General features: G+C 39.1%; 21 protein-coding genes. 20 read left to right on the top strand and 1 reads right to left on the bottom strand.

The window, feature by feature from the left end; translation table 11 throughout:
• Position 1: 1 nt before the first annotated feature.
• The 17 genes from GOM46_RS03245 to GOM46_RS03325 all read left to right on the top strand — a co-directional run bounded on the left by GOM46_RS03245 (position 2) and on the right by GOM46_RS03325 (position 13055).
• Complete coding sequence (locus GOM46_RS03245; protein ID WP_045615599.1) at positions 2-385, top strand: DUF948 domain-containing protein; 384 nt, start codon at positions 2-4, stop codon at positions 383-385.
• Between the two features lie 14 nt (positions 386-399).
• Positions 400-795, top strand: coding sequence for a YtxH domain-containing protein (locus GOM46_RS03250; protein WP_006150786.1), 396 nt, complete (start codon positions 400-402; stop codon positions 793-795).
• Positions 796-880: 85 nt separating this feature from the next.
• A complete protein-coding gene (gene hemW / locus GOM46_RS03255; protein WP_235084017.1) occupies positions 881-2011 on the top strand; it encodes a radical SAM family heme chaperone HemW in 1131 nt (376 codons plus the stop codon).
• 4 nt (positions 2012-2015) lie between these two features.
• The gene (locus GOM46_RS03260) at positions 2016-2753 is read left to right on the top strand and encodes an acyl-[acyl-carrier-protein] thioesterase (protein ID WP_235084018.1); all 738 of its coding nucleotides are present in this window, start codon (positions 2016-2018) and stop codon (positions 2751-2753) included.
• A gap of 10 nt (positions 2754-2763) precedes the next feature.
• Entirely contained in the window at positions 2764-3537 is a 774-nt protein-coding gene (locus GOM46_RS03265; RefSeq protein WP_235084019.1) for a TIGR01457 family HAD-type hydrolase, read from the top strand.
• Positions 3527-4150 carry a TIGR01906 family membrane protein gene (locus GOM46_RS03270; RefSeq protein ID WP_235084020.1) on the top strand — a complete coding sequence of 208 codons (624 nt, stop codon included), beginning with the start codon at positions 3527-3529 and terminating at the stop codon, positions 4148-4150. The genes GOM46_RS03265 and GOM46_RS03270 overlap by 11 nt, the downstream gene beginning before the upstream one ends.
• A 145-nt stretch (positions 4151-4295) precedes the next feature.
• Positions 4296-4697, top strand: coding sequence for a Spx/MgsR family RNA polymerase-binding regulatory protein (locus GOM46_RS03275; protein ID WP_025170030.1), 402 nt, complete (start codon positions 4296-4298; stop codon positions 4695-4697).
• Positions 4698-4976 (top strand): UPF0223 family protein, encoded by a 279-nt coding sequence (locus GOM46_RS03280; protein WP_235084021.1) that lies wholly within the window; start codon positions 4698-4700, stop codon positions 4974-4976.
• Positions 4966-5733: an inositol monophosphatase family protein gene (locus GOM46_RS03285; protein ID WP_235084022.1), complete on the top strand. Its 768-nt coding sequence runs from the start codon at positions 4966-4968 to the stop codon at positions 5731-5733. Before GOM46_RS03280 ends, GOM46_RS03285 begins: the two co-directional genes overlap by 11 nt.
• Positions 5734-5739: 6 nt before the next feature.
• The gene (locus GOM46_RS03290) at positions 5740-7053 is read left to right on the top strand and encodes an RsmF rRNA methyltransferase first C-terminal domain-containing protein (protein WP_235084023.1); all 1314 of its coding nucleotides are present in this window, start codon (positions 5740-5742) and stop codon (positions 7051-7053) included.
• A gap of 110 nt (positions 7054-7163) precedes the next feature.
• Complete coding sequence (locus GOM46_RS03295; RefSeq protein WP_235084024.1) at positions 7164-8042, top strand: phosphate ABC transporter substrate-binding protein PstS; 879 nt, start codon at positions 7164-7166, stop codon at positions 8040-8042.
• A complete protein-coding gene (pstC, locus tag GOM46_RS03300; protein ID WP_235084025.1) occupies positions 8042-8959 on the top strand; it encodes a phosphate ABC transporter permease subunit PstC in 918 nt (305 codons plus the stop codon). Before GOM46_RS03295 ends, pstC begins: the two co-directional genes overlap by 1 nt.
• Positions 8949-9833 carry a phosphate ABC transporter permease PstA gene (gene pstA, locus GOM46_RS03305; protein WP_235084026.1) on the top strand — a complete coding sequence of 295 codons (885 nt, stop codon included), beginning with the start codon at positions 8949-8951 and terminating at the stop codon, positions 9831-9833. The genes pstC and pstA overlap by 11 nt, the downstream gene beginning before the upstream one ends.
• Positions 9834-9843: 10 nt before the next feature.
• Positions 9844-10647: a phosphate ABC transporter ATP-binding protein PstB gene (gene pstB / locus GOM46_RS03310; protein WP_235084027.1), complete on the top strand. Its 804-nt coding sequence runs from the start codon at positions 9844-9846 to the stop codon at positions 10645-10647.
• Positions 10648-10659: 12 nt separating this feature from the next.
• Entirely contained in the window at positions 10660-11418 is a 759-nt protein-coding gene (pstB, locus tag GOM46_RS03315) for a phosphate ABC transporter ATP-binding protein PstB (RefSeq protein WP_016466007.1), read from the top strand.
• Positions 11419-11428: 10 nt separating this feature from the next.
• Positions 11429-12082 carry a phosphate signaling complex protein PhoU gene (phoU, locus tag GOM46_RS03320; RefSeq protein WP_178895157.1) on the top strand — a complete coding sequence of 218 codons (654 nt, stop codon included), beginning with the start codon at positions 11429-11431 and terminating at the stop codon, positions 12080-12082.
• 157 nt (positions 12083-12239) lie between these two features.
• A complete protein-coding gene (locus tag GOM46_RS03325; protein ID WP_235084028.1) occupies positions 12240-13055 on the top strand; it encodes an ABC transporter substrate-binding protein in 816 nt (271 codons plus the stop codon).
• 19 nt (positions 13056-13074) lie between these two features.
• Here the strand turns inward: GOM46_RS03325 and GOM46_RS03330 are convergent, their stop codons facing one another.
• A complete protein-coding gene (locus GOM46_RS03330; protein ID WP_235084029.1) occupies positions 13075-14349 on the bottom strand; it encodes a PLP-dependent aminotransferase family protein in 1275 nt (424 codons plus the stop codon).
• A 330-nt stretch (positions 14350-14679) separates the two neighbouring features.
• Between GOM46_RS03330 and budA the strand changes: the two genes are divergently transcribed.
• The 3 genes from budA (at position 14680) to murB (ending at position 17193) form a co-directional block, all read left to right on the top strand.
• Positions 14680-15408 (top strand): acetolactate decarboxylase, encoded by a 729-nt coding sequence (gene budA, locus GOM46_RS03335; RefSeq protein WP_235084030.1) that lies wholly within the window; start codon positions 14680-14682, stop codon positions 15406-15408.
• A gap of 12 nt (positions 15409-15420) precedes the next feature.
• Positions 15421-16173: a YhfC family intramembrane metalloprotease gene (locus GOM46_RS03340; protein WP_235084031.1), complete on the top strand. Its 753-nt coding sequence runs from the start codon at positions 15421-15423 to the stop codon at positions 16171-16173.
• Between the two features lie 114 nt (positions 16174-16287).
• Positions 16288-17193 carry a UDP-N-acetylmuramate dehydrogenase gene (gene murB / locus GOM46_RS03345; protein ID WP_235084032.1) on the top strand — a complete coding sequence of 302 codons (906 nt, stop codon included), beginning with the start codon at positions 16288-16290 and terminating at the stop codon, positions 17191-17193.
• Positions 17194-17239: the final 46 nt, after the last annotated feature.

Below are 17239 nucleotides of genomic sequence, written 5' to 3' on the forward strand. Positions count from 1 at the left end.
AATGTTAGAAGTTGCTTATATCATTGTGGCAATTGCCTTGGTTGTATTCTTAGTTTATCTGATTATTACCCTTCAAAAAGTTGGTCGTGTAATCGATGAAACTGAAACGACTGTTAAAACCTTAACTTCAGATGTAAATGTTACTCTACATCACACAAACGAACTACTTGCAAAGGTCAATGTTCTTGCTGACGATATCAATGTCAAAGTTGCAACCATTGATCCACTCTTTACAGCAGTTGCAGATCTTTCTGTTTCTGTTTCTGATCTAAATGAGCAAGCTCGTGTCTTGAGTAAAAAAGCTTCATCTGCAGGTTCAAAAACTTTAAAGACTAGTGCTGGTTTGTCTGCCATTCGTGTTGCAAGTAAATTTTTTAAAAAATAAAAAGGAGATAGCTCATGGGTAAATTATCATCAATCCTTTTAGGAACTGTTTCAGGTGTTGCCGTTGCTTTATTCCTAACAAGTGAAAAAGGGAAACGAGTTACGAGTCGAGCACAAGACTTTATTGAAGATTTGAAAGAAGATCCTGAATACGCTAAAGAACAAGTCTGCGAAAAGCTGACTGATGTCAAAGATCAAACCAAAGAATTTGTTCTTAAAACAAAAGAACAAATCGAATCTGGGGAAATTACTCTCGATACCGTCCTCGATAAAGCAAAATATCACGCTCAACAAGCTACTGAAGCTTCGAAAGAAACCTTGAACAGTCTCAAAGAACAATTGGAAGAAAAAGTAGTTGTTGAAGATCAAGAAGATGGTCAAGAAATTGTCATCGATATTCAAGAAGACTAAATAGAATCGCCATTTCCTGATTTTCAAATGAATCAGGAATGGTGATTTTTTTCTTGAGTGAACTCTTTGTGGTATAATAAATACTATGCAGAAGAAACCGACATCAGCTTATGTGCACATTCCATTTTGTACACAAATCTGTTATTATTGTGACTTTTCAAAAGTTTTTATCAAGAATCAACCGGTGGATAGCTATCTAGAGCATCTACTGCAAGAATTTCATTCTTATGATATTCAAAAATTACGTACACTCTATATTGGAGGTGGAACACCGACAGCCTTGTCTGCGCCACAGTTAGAGTTGCTTCTGGATGGATTGACTAAAAACTTAGATTTATCAGTCTTAGAAGAATTGACCATTGAGGCCAATCCCGGTGATTTGGATGCTGATAAGATTGCTGTTTTGAAAAATTCTGCAGTCAATCGTGTTTCACTAGGTGTTCAGACCTTTGATGACAAAATGTTGAAAAAAATAGGGCGTAGTCATTTGGAGAAGGATATTTATGAAAATATTGACCGCCTCAAATTGGCTGGTTTTGATAATATCTCTATTGATTTAATCTACGCACTTCCTGGTCAGACTATGGACCAGGTTAAGGAGAATGTTGCCAAGGCTATCGCTCTGGATATTCCTCATATGAGCCTTTATAGTTTGATTTTGGAAAACCATACGGTCTTTATGAATCGTATGAGACGAGGGAAATTACCTCTTCCTAAGGAAGAATTAGAAGCTGAGATGTTTGAGTATATCATTTCAAAGCTAGAAAAAGCTGGCTTCGAGCATTATGAGATTTCTAATTTTTCTAAACCAGGATTTGAAAGTCGTCACAATCTTATGTACTGGGATAATGCCGAGTATTATGGTATTGGTGCAGGTGCATCTGGCTATGTAGATGGTGTTCGCTATAAAAATCATGGGCCTATTCGCCATTATTTAAAGGCAGTAGAAGATGGGAATGCTCGTATTAACGAAGAACATCTGACTCAAAGGGAGCAAATGGAAGAAGAGATGTTCCTTGGACTTCGCAAGAAGTCTGGAGTTTCCATGGAGAGATTTGAAGAAAAATTTGGACAGTCTTTCCAAGAACTTTATGGAGATATCATCAAAGACTTGATTCAACAAGGTCTTATGCAGGTTGATGGCGATCATGTTCGTATGACTAAGAGAGGTCTCTTCTTAGGTGATACAGTAGCAGAACGATTTATATTGGAGTAAAATTATGGGCTTAACTTATCAAATGAAGATGAAAATTCCTTTTGATATGGCTGACATGAATGGTCATATCAAACTACCAGACGTTATCTTGTTGTCCTTACAGGTATCAGGGATGCAGTCAATTGAACTTGGAGTGAGTGACAAGGATGTTTTAGAACAGTATAATCTAGTCTGGATTATCACAGATTATGATATCGATGTGATACGCTTACCTCAATTTGCTGAGGAAATTACCATCGAAACAGAGGCCTTGAGCTACAATCGTCTATTTTGCTACCGCCGATTTACTATTTATGATGAAGATGGTCAAGAAATCATTCGCATGGTAGCTACATTTGTCCTTATGGATCGTGATAGTCGGAAGGTTCATCCTGTAGAACCTGAAATAGTCGCACCTTATCAATCTGAGTTTTCTAAGAAACTGATCCGTGGACCAAAATACGCTGAGTTGGAAGAAGCGATTAGCAAGGACTATCATGTCCGTTTTTACGACTTAGATATGAATGGCCATGTCAATAATAGCAAATACCTAGACTGGGTTTTTGAAGTTATGGGGGCAGATTTTCTAACCAATCATATTCCTAAAAAAATCAACCTCAAATATGTCAAGGAAGTTCGACCAGGTGGTATGATTACTTCTAGTTACGAATTGAATGGACTGGAAAGCAATCACCAAGTTACAAGTGATGGCGACATCAATGCTCAGGCAAAGATAACTTGGCAAGAAATTAACAAAGATTAGAAAGAAATATATGACTTATAAAGGCTATTTGATAGATTTAGACGGAACAATCTATAAGGGAAAAGATAGAATCCCAGCTGGTGAAGCATTTGTTCACGAGTTGCAAAAAAGAGAGATTCCGTATCTCTTTGTGACAAATAATACCACTCGTACACCAGAAAGTGTTCAGGAGATGTTAGCCAATCACTTTAACATCGACACACCTGTATCGACAATTTATACTGCAACCTTAGCGACTATTGATTACATGAATGATTTGGGGCTTGAAAAGACAGTCTATGTGATTGGAGAAGCGGGGCTCAAGGAAGCAATCAAAGCAGCAGGCTACGTTGAAGATAAAGAAAACCCTGCCTATGTGGTTGTTGGTTTGGACTGGCAAGTTGACTATGAAAAATTTGCTACGGCAACCCTAGCTATTCATAAAGGTGCTCATTTTATCGGCACCAACCCAGATTTGAACATCCCAACGGAACGAGGCCTTTTACCTGGTGCTGGTTCACTGGTTACTCTGCTCGAAGCAGCAACTCGCATAAAACCAGTTTATATTGGAAAACCTAATGCGATTATTATGGACAAAGCTGTTGAACACCTAGGACTTGAGCGCCAAGAAATTGTCATGGTGGGCGATAATTACCTGACTGATATTCGTGCTGGTATTGATAATGAAATCCCTAGCCTTTTGGTGACGACAGGATTTACAAAACCTGAAGAAGTAGCAGACCTGCCAATCGCTCCAACCCATGTTCTCTCAAGTCTAGCGGAGTGGAATTTCGATGAAAACTAAACTAACTTTTGGAGGAAGTCTTTTCTTTCTCCTCTCGCTTGCTATTTTATTGACCATTTATCTAGCTTGGTTTCTTTATCCTCTGGAAATTTCTTGGTTACACCTAACAAGTCGTGTTCCTTTCCAACCTCAGACAATCCAGCATAACTTTAATGTTTTGATGGATTATTTGACAAATCCATTGAATCAAGCATTGAAAATGCCAGATTTTCCTTCGTCTGCTTCTGGCATCCATCATTTTGCGGTTGTGAAGGGGCTCTTTCACCTAACGCAAGGAGTAGCGATGGTTACCCTACCGATTTTCTATCTTTTTTGGAAGCAGGTCATTCAGAAAGGTTTTCTGTCTCTATTTCGCAGAGGCCTCTTGATTATGCTGTCTCTACCTTTGATTCTTGGTTTTGTTGGTGTTTTCATTGGATTTGAACAATTCTTTACTTTGTTTCATCAAATCCTTTTTGTGGGAGATGATACTTGGCTTTTTGATCCTGCAAAAGATCCAGTCATTCTCATCCTACCAGAGGACTTTTTCCTTCATACCTTTCTTTTATTTTTCTGCTTGTATGAATTGATTTTTGGATTTATGTACCTTAAAAGTCGAAAAACAGGCAATTAAAAGAATAAATGCATAAAATTATTTGAACAAATTGTGGGAAAACCTATTTTTCTTGAAAAAATAGGTTTTTTTACGGAAATAACTAGTCAAGCGCTTTATTTTTTTGTATAATAGAGTGAGAAAAGTATGCAAAGAAGAGAATAGCATGATTACACTATTTTTATCACCGAGTTGTACATCATGTCGTAAGGCAAAGGCCTGGCTTAATAATCATAAGGTGCCTTTCCAAGAGCACAATATTATGACCAGTCCTTTATCAAGAAAAGAATTGCAACAAATTCTTTCCTTGACCGAAAACGGTACCGATGACATTATTTCAACTCGTTCAAAAATTTTCCAAAAGTTAAATATCGATGTGGAAAGTATCTCGGTGACTGAGTTGCTTAGTTTAATTGAGCAGTACCCTAGTCTTTTGCGTCGTCCTATTATCATTGATGATAAACGTATGCAGATTGGCTTTAATGAAGATGAAATTCGTGCTTTTCTTCCTCGTAGTTATCGTAAGCAAGAATTGAAAGAAGCTACATTGAGAGCTGGTATTAATTAGATGAATAAACAGTATAGTTACCCACTAGATTTGTCGTGGAGCACTGAAGAACTTGCTTCAGTGCTTTCTTTTTTTAATGATGTTGAAGCCGCCTATGAAACTAAGGTAGAAGCAAAGAAAATATTAGATTCCTATAAATTGTTCAAGTCTGTCGTGCCGAGTAAGAGTGAAGAAAAACGTTTGGGACGTGAATTTGAAGCAGTTAGTGGATATTCTTTCTACCGTGCAGTCCAATTGGCAAAAGAAAAAGGAGAAGGGAAGATTTCACTTGGAAAATAAATTTACATTTGCCAAAGAAATTGTCAGGGAAGCTGGGGATTACATTCTCCAGCATATGAAAGAAGATCTCCATGTTGAGAGAAAGTCTTCCCCTACAGATTTGGTAACTAAGTTAGATAAAGAAGTTCAAGACTTACTCATTGAGAAAATTCGTTCTCGCTATCCAGATGATTTGTTTTGTGCAGAAGAAGGATGTATGCGTGCAGCAGTAGGACAAGGTTGTGTATGGATTATTGATCCTATTGATGGAACCAACAACTTCGTAGCACAAGGTGAAGATTTTGCCGTTATGCTAGCCTATTTTGAGGATGGTGTTGGGAAATTTGGGATTATCTATGATGTCATGAAAGGCGATTGCTATCATGGTGGAGGAGATTTTCCGCCCTGTCGTAATGATGAACCTTTACCAGCATTTAAAAAGAAACCTTTGAGAGAATTTTTGGTAGCTGGGAATTCTGGTATGCTAGAAAGCAACGAATGGGGCTTGGCAGAATTGGGAAATGCTGCACTTGGCACACGAGTTTATGGCAGTGCTGCCATTAGTTTTGCAAAGGTGCTATCAGGTCGACTACTAACGTATATCACTTATCTTCAACCCTGGGATTATGCAGCAGCGAGTATCCTAGGTGAAAGTTTAGGTTATAAGGTTCTTACGATTGCTGGTGAGGAAGTTGATTTCCAAACACGGCAGGCTGTTATGATGGTACCAGTCGAGATGCAAGATGAAATTCAATCCTATATCTACGAAAGGAAATAAACTTACATGCAATTTCCAGAAGGATTTGTAAAAAAATATGAAACAATATTGGGAGATGAGGCAAGAGCTTTTCTTGCCTCTTTTGATGATGAAGCCGTTTCTGCTTTTCGTGTCAATCCCTTAAAAGAAAGTCAAGTTTCTTTTTCAGACGCTATTCCAAATACACCTTGGGGCTACTATGGTAAGGTTTCTGGAAAGTCTCCAGAGCATGTAACTGGTCTGGTCTATTCCCAAGAACCAGCTGCACAAATGGTGGCGCAAGTAGCTCATCCAACTCCTGGCATGAAGGTTTTGGATTTGGCAGCAGCACCAGGTGGAAAATCGACACAATTGGCAGCCTATCTAGAAGGTGAGGGGCTTCTCGTTTCCAATGAAATTTCAAGTAAGCGAGCAAAAATACTGGTTGAAAATATGGAACGTTTTGGTGCGACTAATGTCGTTGTGACCAATGAATCAGCAGACCGTTTAGCCAAGATTTTTAAAGGCTATTTTGACCTAATCGTTTTAGATGCACCTTGCTCAGGAGAAGGGATGTTTCGTAAACAACCTGACGCTATGGATTATTGGAGTGTCGATTATCCTAGTCAGTGCGCTAGTTTACAACGTGAGATTTTAGCAGATGCAGTTACTATGTTGGCTGATGGTGGTCGACTAATCTATTCAACCTGTACCTGGGCGCCAGAAGAAAATGAAGAAATCATTAGCTGGCTCATGGATAATTATGATTTTGAACTCATTCCAGTAGAACATATAAATGGTATGTCACAAGGAATCAACCAAGCTGAGACTGCTAGAATGTACCCTCATCACTTTAAGGGAGAAGGTCAGTTCGTGGCCCATCTTCAGTTTAAAGGTCAAAACAAGGCTGGGAAGTTCAAACCTTCTAAATCAAACCTTTCTCGTGAACAACTTTCCTTGTGGCAGGATTTTGAGAAGAAACATTTAAAAGAAAAATTGACTGGAGTCTTACAAGTTTTTGGAGACCAACTGTATTTGTTACCAGAAGTTCTACCGGATTTAGGAAAACTTAGAATTGCTCGGAATGGACTACATCTTGGAACTTTTAAGAAAAAACGTTTTGAACCAAGCTTTGCTCTTGGCCTGGCTTTAAAACCAAGCCAAGTCAAACAATCAATTGAAATCCATCAAGAAGACTTCGTTAAATACGTGGCCGGTGAGACAGTTCAATTGTCTGAAACTCTACCAAATGGTTGGTACCAAGTTTTGGTTGGTGGGAATGGTCTGGGATTTGCTAAAGTAACCGGAAATACTCTAAAGAATTATTTCCCCAAGGGCTTGAGGTTTAAGGTAAAAAACTAGTCAAAATCAGTATTCTATGTTATAGTGGAAGTATGGATTTTTCGTGAAAAATATTAGAAAATAAGGGCGAAAATCCGGGTTATTCATCATTATTTTCAAGGAGACAAATAGTGAAAAAATTTAAAAAACTCACCATCTCTCTTGCAACTCTTTTACTTGCTGGTTCGCTAGCAGGGTGTGCAAGTTGGATTGACCGTGGAGAGTCTATGACGGCTGTCGGTTCAACTGCCCTTCAACCTTTAGTCGAGGCAGCTGCTGATGAATTTGCGTCAACTAACATCGGTAAAACAGTCAATGTTCAAGGTGGTGGATCTGGTACAGGACTGTCTCAGGTTCAATCAGGAGCAGTAGATGTTGGAAACTCTGATGTATTTGCTGAGGAAAAAGACGGTATTGATGCCTCTGCCTTGGTAGACCATAAGGTAGCCGTTGCTGGAATTGCTGTTATTATTAATAAAGAGGTGGATGTCGATAATCTAACGACAGACCAGCTCCGTCAAATCTTTACAGGAAAAATTACCAACTGGAAAGAAGTTGGTGGGAAAGATTTGGCTATTTCTATTATCAACCGTGCTGCGAGTTCAGGTTCTCGTGCGACCTTTGATAGTGTGATTATGAATGGTCAATCAGCGATTCAGAGTCAGGAGCAAGATTCAAATGGTATGGTTAAATCAATCGTTTCCCAAACCCCTGGGGCTATTTCCTACCTAGCATTTGCATATGTTGATGATTCAGTTGGGACCATCAAACTTAATGGCTATGAACCAAATTCAGAGAATGTAACTACTAATAATTGGCCTTTGTGGTCTTATGAACACATGTATACACTTGGTGAACCAAATGAATTGGTTGCCGAATTCTTAAACTTTGTCCTTTCAGACGAAGTTCAGAACGGAATCGTTAAAGGAATGGGCTATATTTCTGTTAAAGAAATGAAAGTCGAAAAAGATGCTGCAGGTACTGTGACAGCGATAGAAGGGAGTCAATAATGAATCAAGAAGAATTATCAAAAAAATTGCTCTCTCCGTCAAAGAACTCTCGTCTTGAGAAATTAGGGAAAAGTCTGACTTTTGCCTGCCTCTCTTTGATTGTTATTATTGTGGCTATGATTTTAATCTTTGTAGCCCAAAAAGGTTTGTCAACCTTCTTTGTCAATGGTGTGAATATCTTTGATTTTCTCTTTGGTGCAACTTGGAACCCTTCAGGTAAACAGTTTGGCGCCCTTCCAATGATTTTAGGTTCCTTTATCGTTACCATTCTATCAGCTCTGATTGCAACACCATTTGCCATTGGGGCAGCTGTCTTTATGACAGAAGTATCGCCAAAAGGAGCTAAGATTTTGCAACCTGCTATCGAACTTCTAGTTGGGATTCCTTCAGTAGTTTATGGATTTATCGGTTTGCAGGTCGTTGTACCATTTGTACGTAGTGTCTTTGGTGGAACAGGTTTTGGGATTTTGTCAGGGATTTTCGTTCTCTTTGTCATGATTTTGCCGACTGTAACCTTTATGACAACTGATAGCTTACGTGCAGTTCCTCGTCACTACCGTGAAGCTAGTTTAGCAATGGGAGCAACTCGTTGGCAGACCATTTGGCGTGTAACCTTGAAGGCTGCTCGTTCAGGTATTTTTACAGCTGTAGTCTTTGGTATGGCGCGTGCTTTCGGTGAAGCCCTTGCGATTCAGATGGTTGTTGGTAACTCAGCAGTTATCCCAACGTCATTGACAACACCAGCAGCGACTCTGACATCTGTTTTGACCATGGGAATCGGAAATACCGTTATGGGAACTGTTGATAATAATGTTCTTTGGTCACTTGCCTTAGTATTGCTCTTGATGAGCTTGGCCTTCAACAGTGTGATTAAATTGATTACGAAAGAAAGAGGAAAGAAAAACTATGCACGCTAAGAAATTAGATAAACTTGCAACAGCTGTCCTCTATACCATCGCAGGAGTCATTGTGACCATCCTAGCTTCCTTGATTCTCTATATCTTGGTTCGAGGCTTGCCTCATGTTTCATGGTCATTCTTGACTGGGAAATCATCTTCTTATCAAGCAGGTGGTGGTATTGGAATTCAACTTTATAATTCCTTCTTCCTTCTGGTCATCACCCTATTCATTTCTGTACCATTATCCATGGGGGCTGGAATTTACTTGGCTGAGTATGCCAAAAAAGGTCGTGTTACCAATTTCGTTCGTACCTGTATTGAGATTTTGTCTTCATTACCATCAGTCGTTGTAGGTCTCTTTGGTTATCTCATCTTTGTAGTTCAGTTTGAGTATGGATTTTCAATTATTTCAGGTGCCTTGGCTTTAACGGTCTTTAACCTTCCACAGATGACTCGTAATGTTGAAGACAGTTTGAAGCACGTTCACCATACGCAACGTGAAGCTGGTTTGGCTCTAGGACTTTCTCGTTGGGAAACAGTTCTTCATGTTGTCATTCCTGAAGCTTTACCTGGTATCGTTACTGGGGTTGTACTTGCATCAGGTCGTATCTTTGGTGAAGCTGCGGCTCTTATCTACACAGCAGGACAATCAGCACCAGCACTTGACTGGTCTAACTGGAACGTTCTAAGTGTATCTAGTCCAATCTCTATCTTCCGTCAAGCAGAAACCTTGGCTGTTCATATCTGGAAAGTCAACAGTGAAGGAACTATTCCTGATGGAACTCTTGTTTCAGCAGGTTCTGCTGCGGTGCTCCTCATCTTTATCTTAATCTTTAACTTTGGAGCTCGTAAACTTGGAAGCTATCTACATAAGAAATTAACTGCTGCCTAAAGGAGAAGCCATGTCAAAATATAATTGGGATGAAAAGCATATCATTACCTTTCCAGAAGAAAAAGTGGCCCTCTCTACTAAGGATTTACATGTTTACTACGGTAAAAACGAATCCATTAAGGGCGTCGATATGCAATTCGAAAAAAATAAAATCACAGCCTTGATTGGTCCGTCTGGATCAGGGAAATCAACCTACCTTCGCAGTCTCAACCGTATGAATGATACCATTGATATTGCTAAGGTGACAGGACAAATTCTCTATCGAGGTATTGACGTTAACCGTCCTGAAATTAATGTTTATGAAATGCGTAAACATATCGGAATGGTGTTCCAACGTCCAAATCCATTTGCTAAATCAATCTACCGCAACATCACCTTTGCACATGAACGTGCAGGAGTTAAGGACAAGAAAGTTCTTGATGAAATTGTAGAAACCTCACTTCGCCAGGCTGCCCTTTGGGATCAGGTAAAAGATGACCTTCATAAGTCAGCCTTGATGCTTTCAGGTGGTCAGCAGCAACGTCTCTGCATTGCTCGTGCTATTTCTGTAAAACCAGATATTCTCTTGATGGATGAGCCGGCGTCAGCCTTGGATCCGATTGCGACAGCTCAGCTTGAGGAAACCATGTTGGAGTTGAAGAAGAACTTTACCATTATTATCGTAACTCACAGTATGCAACAGGCTGCTCGTGCAAGTGATTATACAGGATTTTTCTACTTGGGTGATTTGATTGAGTATGATAAAACTTCAAATATTTTCCAAAATGCTAAGCTACAGTCTACTAATGACTATGTAACTGGACACTTTGGTTAGAAAGGGAACAGTATGACAGAACCGATTTTGCAGGTTTCAGACCTGTCAGTCTATTACAATAAAAAGAAGGCCTTGAATAGTGTTTCCTTATCATTTCAACCCAAGGAAATTACAGCCCTTATCGGTCCGTCTGGATCTGGGAAGTCAACACTTCTAAAGGCTATTAACCGAATGGGTGACCTTAATCCTGAAGTGACGACAACTGGATCAGTGGTCTATAATGGGCACAATATCTATAGTCCGCGTACCGACACGGTTGAATTACGTAAGGAAATCGGAATGGTTTTCCAACAACCCAATCCATTCCCAATGTCTATCTATGAGAATGTCGTCTATGGTCTCCGTATCAATGGGGAAAAAGACAAGCAAGTCTTGGACGAAGCTGTGGAGAAAGCTTTACAGCGTGCATCAATCTGGGATGAGGTCAAGGATCGCTTGCATGATTCAGCTATTGGTCTATCAGGTGGACAACAACAACGTGTCTGTGTAGCCCGTGTATTGGCGACTAGTCCAAAGATTATCCTCTTGGATGAGCCAACCTCGGCCTTAGACCCTATCTCGGCTGGAAAAATCGAAGAAACCCTATATAGTCTCAAGGACAAGTACACCATGCTATTGGTTACTCGTTCCATGCAGCAAGCATCTCGAATCTCTGATAAAACAGGCTTTTTCCTTAATGGAGATTTGATTGAATTTAACGATACCAAGGAAATGTTCCTCTATCCACAACATAAGGAAACAGAAGATTACATTTCAGGTAAATTTGGATAAGGAGAAAAAGATGTTACGATCTCAATTTGAAGAAGATTTAGAGAAATTGCACAACCAATTCTACGCCATGGGACAAGAAGTTCTTTCCCAAATCAATCGTACTGTACGTGCTTTTGTGACACATGACCGTGACTTGGCAAAAGAAGTCATCGAAGAAGATGCAGAAGTCAATGAATACGAAGTGAAACTTGAAAAGAAATCATTTGAAATCATTGCACTTCAGCAGCCTGTTTCACAAGACTTGCGTACAGTTTTGACAGTACTTAAGGCTGTTTCAGACTTGGAACGTATGGGTGACCATGCTGTATCCATTGCTGAAGCTACCATTCGTATGAAGGGGGAACAACGTATCCCAGCTGTCGAAGAAGAAATCAAAAACATGGGACGTGATGTTAAAGATTTCGTAGAAACAACCCTCGAACTTTACCTAAATGGATCAGTTGATAAGGCCTATGAAGTTGCAACGATGGATGAAAAAATCAACCATTATTTCGAAAATATTCGTGATTTGGCAACTGAAGAAATTAGAAAGAATCCAGATGCTATTGTCACAGGTCGTGATTACTTCCAAGTTATTTCTTACTTGGAACGCATTGGTGACTATGCAAAGAATATCTGTGAATGGGTTGTTTACTTTGAAACAGGTAAAATTGTCGAATTGTAAAATTGATTAAATATACAGAAAAAGGAGCTGAAAATTGAATAAAAGCTCCTTTTTTGTTAGAGAATATAAAAAAAATAAATAAATATTAAATTTATACTTGACAATTAAAGTTTATAGAGTTATAATTATACAAAATTAATATAGAGGTTGTTTATTTATGAAATTTAAAAAATGGATATTTGTTTTATGTAGTTTTCTTGCAAGTTTCTTTTTAGTAGCTTGCCAATCGTCTAGCTCAAGCTCACAGTCTGCAGTAGAGGCTATCAAACAAAAAGGGAAATTGGTGGTCGCAACAAGCCCAGATTATGCTCCATTTGAGTTCCAAGCACTTGTGGATGGTAAGAACCAAGTTGTAGGTGCTGATATTGATATGGCACAAGCAATCGCTGATGAACTTGGTGTGAAACTAGAAGTTTCAAGTATGAGTTTTGACAACGTCTTGACTAGTCTTCAGACAGGAAAAGCAGATTTGGCCATTGCGGGTATCAGTGCCACTGAAGAAAGAAAAGAAGTCTTTGATTTCTCAATTCCTTACTATGAGAACAAAATTAGCTTCCTTATCAGAAAATCTGACCTTGAAAAATACAAGGATTTAGATTCTCTTGCAAGTGCTAATATTGCGGCTCAAAAAGGAACTGTCCCTGAATCTATGGTCAAAGAACAACTTCCTAAAGCGCAGTTAACATCTTTGACTAACATGGGTGAGGCAGTCAATGAGCTTCAATCAGGCAAGGTTGATGCTGTTCATATGGATGAACCAGTTGCTCTAAGCTATGCTGGTAAAAACTCTGATTTGGCAGTTGCTACAGTAAGCTTGACCATGAAAGAAGGCGAAGCAAATGCTGTAGCTATCAAAAAAGGCAATTCAGATTTGAAGGAAGTAGTAGATAAGGTCATCCAAAAATTGAAAGATGACGGAACTTACCAAACCTATCTTGAGAAAGCTTCTAAATTAACCGAAGTAGAACAATAAAAAATAACAGAGTTGGACTTTAGTCCAGCTCTGTTTTTAAGTATTTTAGTGTTGCTTCAATATTTTCAAAGGGAACTTTTGCAAAGTGATAGGGACAAGTCCCTATGTAGGATGATTCGAAAAAGTCGAGATTTAAAGGACTATGTTTGAGACTTGCAATCTTAGGATAGTCTCTAAGATCAAGTAAGGCTCCATCATGGAGAGGATAGATTGGCAAGGAAATGGGATAGTTATTTAAAAGTTGTTGGATGTGCTCCTGACTTTTTTCCTGAAGTGCTAATCTTGCTAGTCTGTTTTTCTCAAAGAGTTGACTATCAATATAAAGAGATAAGGCTTTTTGCATGATAAGGTTGTTATCATAGTCCAGAATATTTTTATAAGTTACAAAAGCATCCTTGATAGCATTTGGAAGAAGAAGTGCAGTTATCCGGAGGGCTGGAAAAAGACTCGTAGAAAAAGATTTAATATAAATGACCAAATCATGCTGGTCCAGATAATGAAAGGTTTGTCCCATTTTAGGATCCAAGTCACCTAGATAGTCATCTTCAACGATATAGATCTGGTGTTTTGCAGCCAAGTCAAGGATAGCAAGTTTTTCCTCCTCGGAATAGGAATGCCCCAGAGGATAATGAAAACGAGGAATGGTATAGAAAAACTTAATCTTTCCACTCTTAAACTGTTTCTCAAGTTCGTTTAAATCAATACCGTCCACCCGACGTTCAATGGTTTGATAGGGAATGTTTTGAGCTAGTAGTAGTTGATTCATCCGATGATAGGTCGGTTGTTCAACCAGTATTTCCTGAGCTTGACCTGGAAAATCAATCTGAGAAAGAATAAACAGTGCTTGCTGGGTTCCAGATGTCATGACTAACTGGTCTGACTTACTATAAATCGCTTGATCAAAAAGTAATGTCTGAACAGATTTTCTTAATTCTTCTAGTCCCTCTTGGTTTTCATAGTAGTTGTAGAGATAATTTTCTCGTCCAATCAAGCTTTCATTGACGCAAAGCCGAAAATCATCATAGGCAGCCACATGTTCATCGTTAACGGAGATAATTAGGTCTTCGTGACTGGTTTGTTGCTCTAAAACATAATAACCACTCTGAGGTTTGGAGTAGATGTAATTTTCGTATCGAAGTTCCATGAGTGCACGCTGAATGGTGTCTTTACTACAGTGGAAATCTTGACTGAGTCTTCGAATAGATGGCAGGCGACTTCCTGTCGCAAATCTACCTGATTCTATCTCATTTTTTAGATAGTGCACGACTTGTTCGTACTTGCTTTCTTGCTTCATCCCAGACCTCCCTTGATTTTGTTACATTGTACCTTTTTTTTAAACGTTTGGCAATGTTATACTTTTCGAAAATTAAATTCAAACCGCGTCAACGTCGCTTTGTCGTATGTGTAGGATACTAACTACGTCAGTTCCATCTACAACCTCAAAACAGTGTTTTGAGCTGACTACGTCAGTTCTATCCACAACTTCAAAGCAGTGCTTCGAGCAACCTGCGGCAAGTTTCCTAGTTTGGTCTTTGATTTTCATTGAGTATTAAAAAGCAGTCTAGCATTCAATTCTAATCAGAAATGTGATATACTTAGTAAGTAAAATTTCAAGAAGAGTGAGATGATAAAGGTGCAAGAACCAGTGAAATTATTCCAATACAATACTTTGGGAGCCTTGATGGCTGGACTTTACGGTGGGACTATGACCGTTGGTGAGTTACTTGAACATGGAGATTTAGGGCTAGGAACCTTAGATTCCATTGACGGGGAATTGATTGTCTTAGATGGAAAGGCTTATCAAGCTAAGGGGTCAGGTGATAAACCTGAAATCGTTGAAGTGTCGCCAGATGCTCTGATTCCTTATGCGGCAGTTGTACCCCACCAGGCAGAAGTTATTTTCCGCCAACGTTTTGAAATGACTGATAAGGAACTAGAAAAACGTATTGAATCCTACTATGATGGAGAAAACCTTTTCCGTTCGATTAAGATTCATGGTGACTTTAAACATATGCATGTTCGCATGATACCAAAATCGACAAGCGAAACGAAGTTTGCTGAGGTTGCGACTCATCAGCCTGAATATAGTTGCGAAAATATCTCTGGGACTATCGTTGGATTCTGGACACCTGAAATTTTCCATGGTGTCAGTGTCGCAGGCTATCATTTGCATTTTATTTCAGATGACCTAACCTTTGGTGGTCACGTTATGGACTTTGTCATCAAGGAGGGAATCGTAGAGGTTGGAGCTGTCGATCAGTTGGATCAACGTTTTCCTGTCCAGGACCGTCAGTATCTCTTTGCTAAGTTTAATGTTGATGAGATGAAAAAAGATATTGATCAGGCAGAATAGAGGGAGTCAAATATGAAAATTCATGTAATAATTACTATGATAGCTTTAGTTGTATTTCTTATAGCAGCCATTTGGTATGCAAGGAAGAAATACAAGATTAATTTTGCAGTTTTGGGACTTGGGGCAGTTGCATTTTTTGTCTCATCTCAAGTACTGGAGAAAATTGTTCACCTTTTGGTGCTTCATCCACAAAAAGATGGAACCATTTCGCTCATGCAGGAGCATCCTTTTTTATATGTCCTTTATGGAATTGCTATGGCAGCTATCTTTGAAGAAACGGCTCGCCTTGTCTTCTTTAAATGGTTAGAGAAGAAGAGAAGCTTAGAAGATTCAGATGCCTTAGCTTATGGGTTGGGGCATGGAGGTTTGGAGTTGCTCTACCTCGGAATGGGAAGTTTGATTAGTCTTTTGATCCTCCTTTCATTATTAGAGTCTCCAAATCCCGATGTAGCAAATCTCCTTCCCAAAACTACACTCGAAACAGTCCAATCTCTATCTGGATGGCAGGTTTATTTACTCGGTGTTGAGCGTGTGCTTGCTCTTGTTATGCAAATTGGTCTCTCTTTCTGGGTTTATCAAGCAGTCCGTCAAAAGAATTGGATTTACCTAGTAGCTGCTTATGGTTTGCACGCCTTATTCGATCTAGCTCCTAGTCTTTCACAGGTTGGTTGGATTTCAAATCCACTTATAGTGGAAGGATTACTAGCCGTGGAAGTTGTCTTATTTGTATACTTTACAAAGTCAATTTTTTATAAAAAACAATAAACGAAAAGAGGCCTAGCCTCTTTTTAATATTGTCAGAGAAAAAGCTTAGAAAATCATCGAAAAAAATCGCTAAAAATGGTATAATGGAATGAATTTTACAAAAGGATAAGAAAAATGACTGTATTAGATAAATTAAAAGAAACCTTAGAAGGAATTGACATTCGATTCGATGAGCCGTTGAAAACTTATACCTATACAAAAGTTGGAGGGAAAGCAGATTACTTAGTTTTTCCTCGTAATCATTATGAGATGGCCCGTGTGGTTAAATTTGCCAATCAAGAAAATACCCCATGGATGGTTCTTGGAAATGCAAGTAATATTATCGTTCGTGAAGGTGGCGTTCGTGGTTTTGTCATCATGTGTGACAAGTTAAATAATGTCACAGTTGATGGTTATACGATTGAGGCAGAAGCTGGAGCTAACTTGATTGAAACGACTCGTATAGCTCTTCGTCATAGTTTGACGGGTTTTGAGTTTGCTTGTGGAATTCCAGGAAGCGTCGGTGGTGCTGTCTTTATGAACGCTGGTGCCTATGGTGGTGAGATTGCTCATATCTTGCAATCGTGTCAGGTTTTAACAAAAGATGGTGAAATCGAGACTTTATCTGCCAAAGACTTAGCCTTTGGTTATCGTCATTCAGCCATTCAAGAATCTGGAGCAGTCGTCTTATCAGCTAAATTCGCACTATCTCCAGGAAATTATGAGACTATCAAACAAGAAATGGAACGCTTGAGTCATTTACGAGAACTCAAACAACCGTTGGAGTATCCATCTTGTGGTTCTGTCTTTAAACGTCCGGTTGGGCATTTTGCAGGGCAATTGATTTCAGAAGCTGGTTTGAAGGGCTACCGTATCGGTGGTGTAGAAGTCTCAGAAAAGCATGCAGGCTTTATGATAAATGTAGCTAATGGAACTGCTAGAGATTATGAAGACTTAATTGAGTCTGTCATTGAAAAAGTTAAAGAACATTCAGGCGTTACGCTCGAGCAAGAAGTTCGTATCCTGGGTGAACACGAATAACATTATTTTTACACATCATTCAAAGATTGGGATTTTATCGCTAGAT

The organism is Streptococcus infantis (assembly GCF_021497965.1).
Taxonomy (GTDB): Bacteria; Bacillota; Bacilli; order Lactobacillales; family Streptococcaceae; genus Streptococcus; species Streptococcus infantis_B.

What these genes read in the sequence shown, in the direction of transcription:
- GOM46_RS03245 (WP_045615599.1), top strand. Translation starts at nt 2, where the DNA reads ATGTTAGAAGTTGCTTATATCATTGTGGCAATTGCCTTGGTTGTATTC.
- GOM46_RS03250 (WP_006150786.1), top strand. Translation starts at nt 400, where the DNA reads ATGGGTAAATTATCATCAATCCTTTTAGGAACTGTTTCAGGTGTTGCC.
- hemW (WP_235084017.1), top strand. Translation starts at nt 881, where the DNA reads ATGCAGAAGAAACCGACATCAGCTTATGTGCACATTCCATTTTGTACA.
- GOM46_RS03260 (WP_235084018.1), top strand. Translation starts at nt 2,016, where the DNA reads ATGGGCTTAACTTATCAAATGAAGATGAAAATTCCTTTTGATATGGCT.
- GOM46_RS03265 (WP_235084019.1), top strand. Translation starts at nt 2,764, where the DNA reads ATGACTTATAAAGGCTATTTGATAGATTTAGACGGAACAATCTATAAG.
- GOM46_RS03270 (WP_235084020.1), top strand. Translation starts at nt 3,527, where the DNA reads ATGAAAACTAAACTAACTTTTGGAGGAAGTCTTTTCTTTCTCCTCTCG.
- GOM46_RS03275 (WP_025170030.1), top strand. Translation starts at nt 4,296, where the DNA reads ATGATTACACTATTTTTATCACCGAGTTGTACATCATGTCGTAAGGCA.
- GOM46_RS03280 (WP_235084021.1), top strand. Translation starts at nt 4,698, where the DNA reads ATGAATAAACAGTATAGTTACCCACTAGATTTGTCGTGGAGCACTGAA.
- GOM46_RS03290 (WP_235084023.1), top strand. Translation starts at nt 5,740, where the DNA reads ATGCAATTTCCAGAAGGATTTGTAAAAAAATATGAAACAATATTGGGA.
- pstC (WP_235084025.1), top strand. Translation starts at nt 8,042, where the DNA reads ATGAATCAAGAAGAATTATCAAAAAAATTGCTCTCTCCGTCAAAGAAC.
- pstA (WP_235084026.1), top strand. Translation starts at nt 8,949, where the DNA reads ATGCACGCTAAGAAATTAGATAAACTTGCAACAGCTGTCCTCTATACC.
- pstB (WP_235084027.1), top strand. Translation starts at nt 9,844, where the DNA reads ATGTCAAAATATAATTGGGATGAAAAGCATATCATTACCTTTCCAGAA.
- pstB (WP_016466007.1), top strand. Translation starts at nt 10,660, where the DNA reads ATGACAGAACCGATTTTGCAGGTTTCAGACCTGTCAGTCTATTACAAT.
- phoU (WP_178895157.1), top strand. Translation starts at nt 11,429, where the DNA reads ATGTTACGATCTCAATTTGAAGAAGATTTAGAGAAATTGCACAACCAA.
- GOM46_RS03325 (WP_235084028.1), top strand. Translation starts at nt 12,240, where the DNA reads ATGAAATTTAAAAAATGGATATTTGTTTTATGTAGTTTTCTTGCAAGT.
- GOM46_RS03330 (WP_235084029.1), bottom strand. Translation starts at nt 14,349, where the DNA reads ATGAAGCAAGAAAGCAAGTACGAACAAGTCGTGCACTATCTAAAAAAT.
- budA (WP_235084030.1), top strand. Translation starts at nt 14,680, where the DNA reads ATGATAAAGGTGCAAGAACCAGTGAAATTATTCCAATACAATACTTTG.
- GOM46_RS03340 (WP_235084031.1), top strand. Translation starts at nt 15,421, where the DNA reads ATGAAAATTCATGTAATAATTACTATGATAGCTTTAGTTGTATTTCTT.
- murB (WP_235084032.1), top strand. Translation starts at nt 16,288, where the DNA reads ATGACTGTATTAGATAAATTAAAAGAAACCTTAGAAGGAATTGACATT.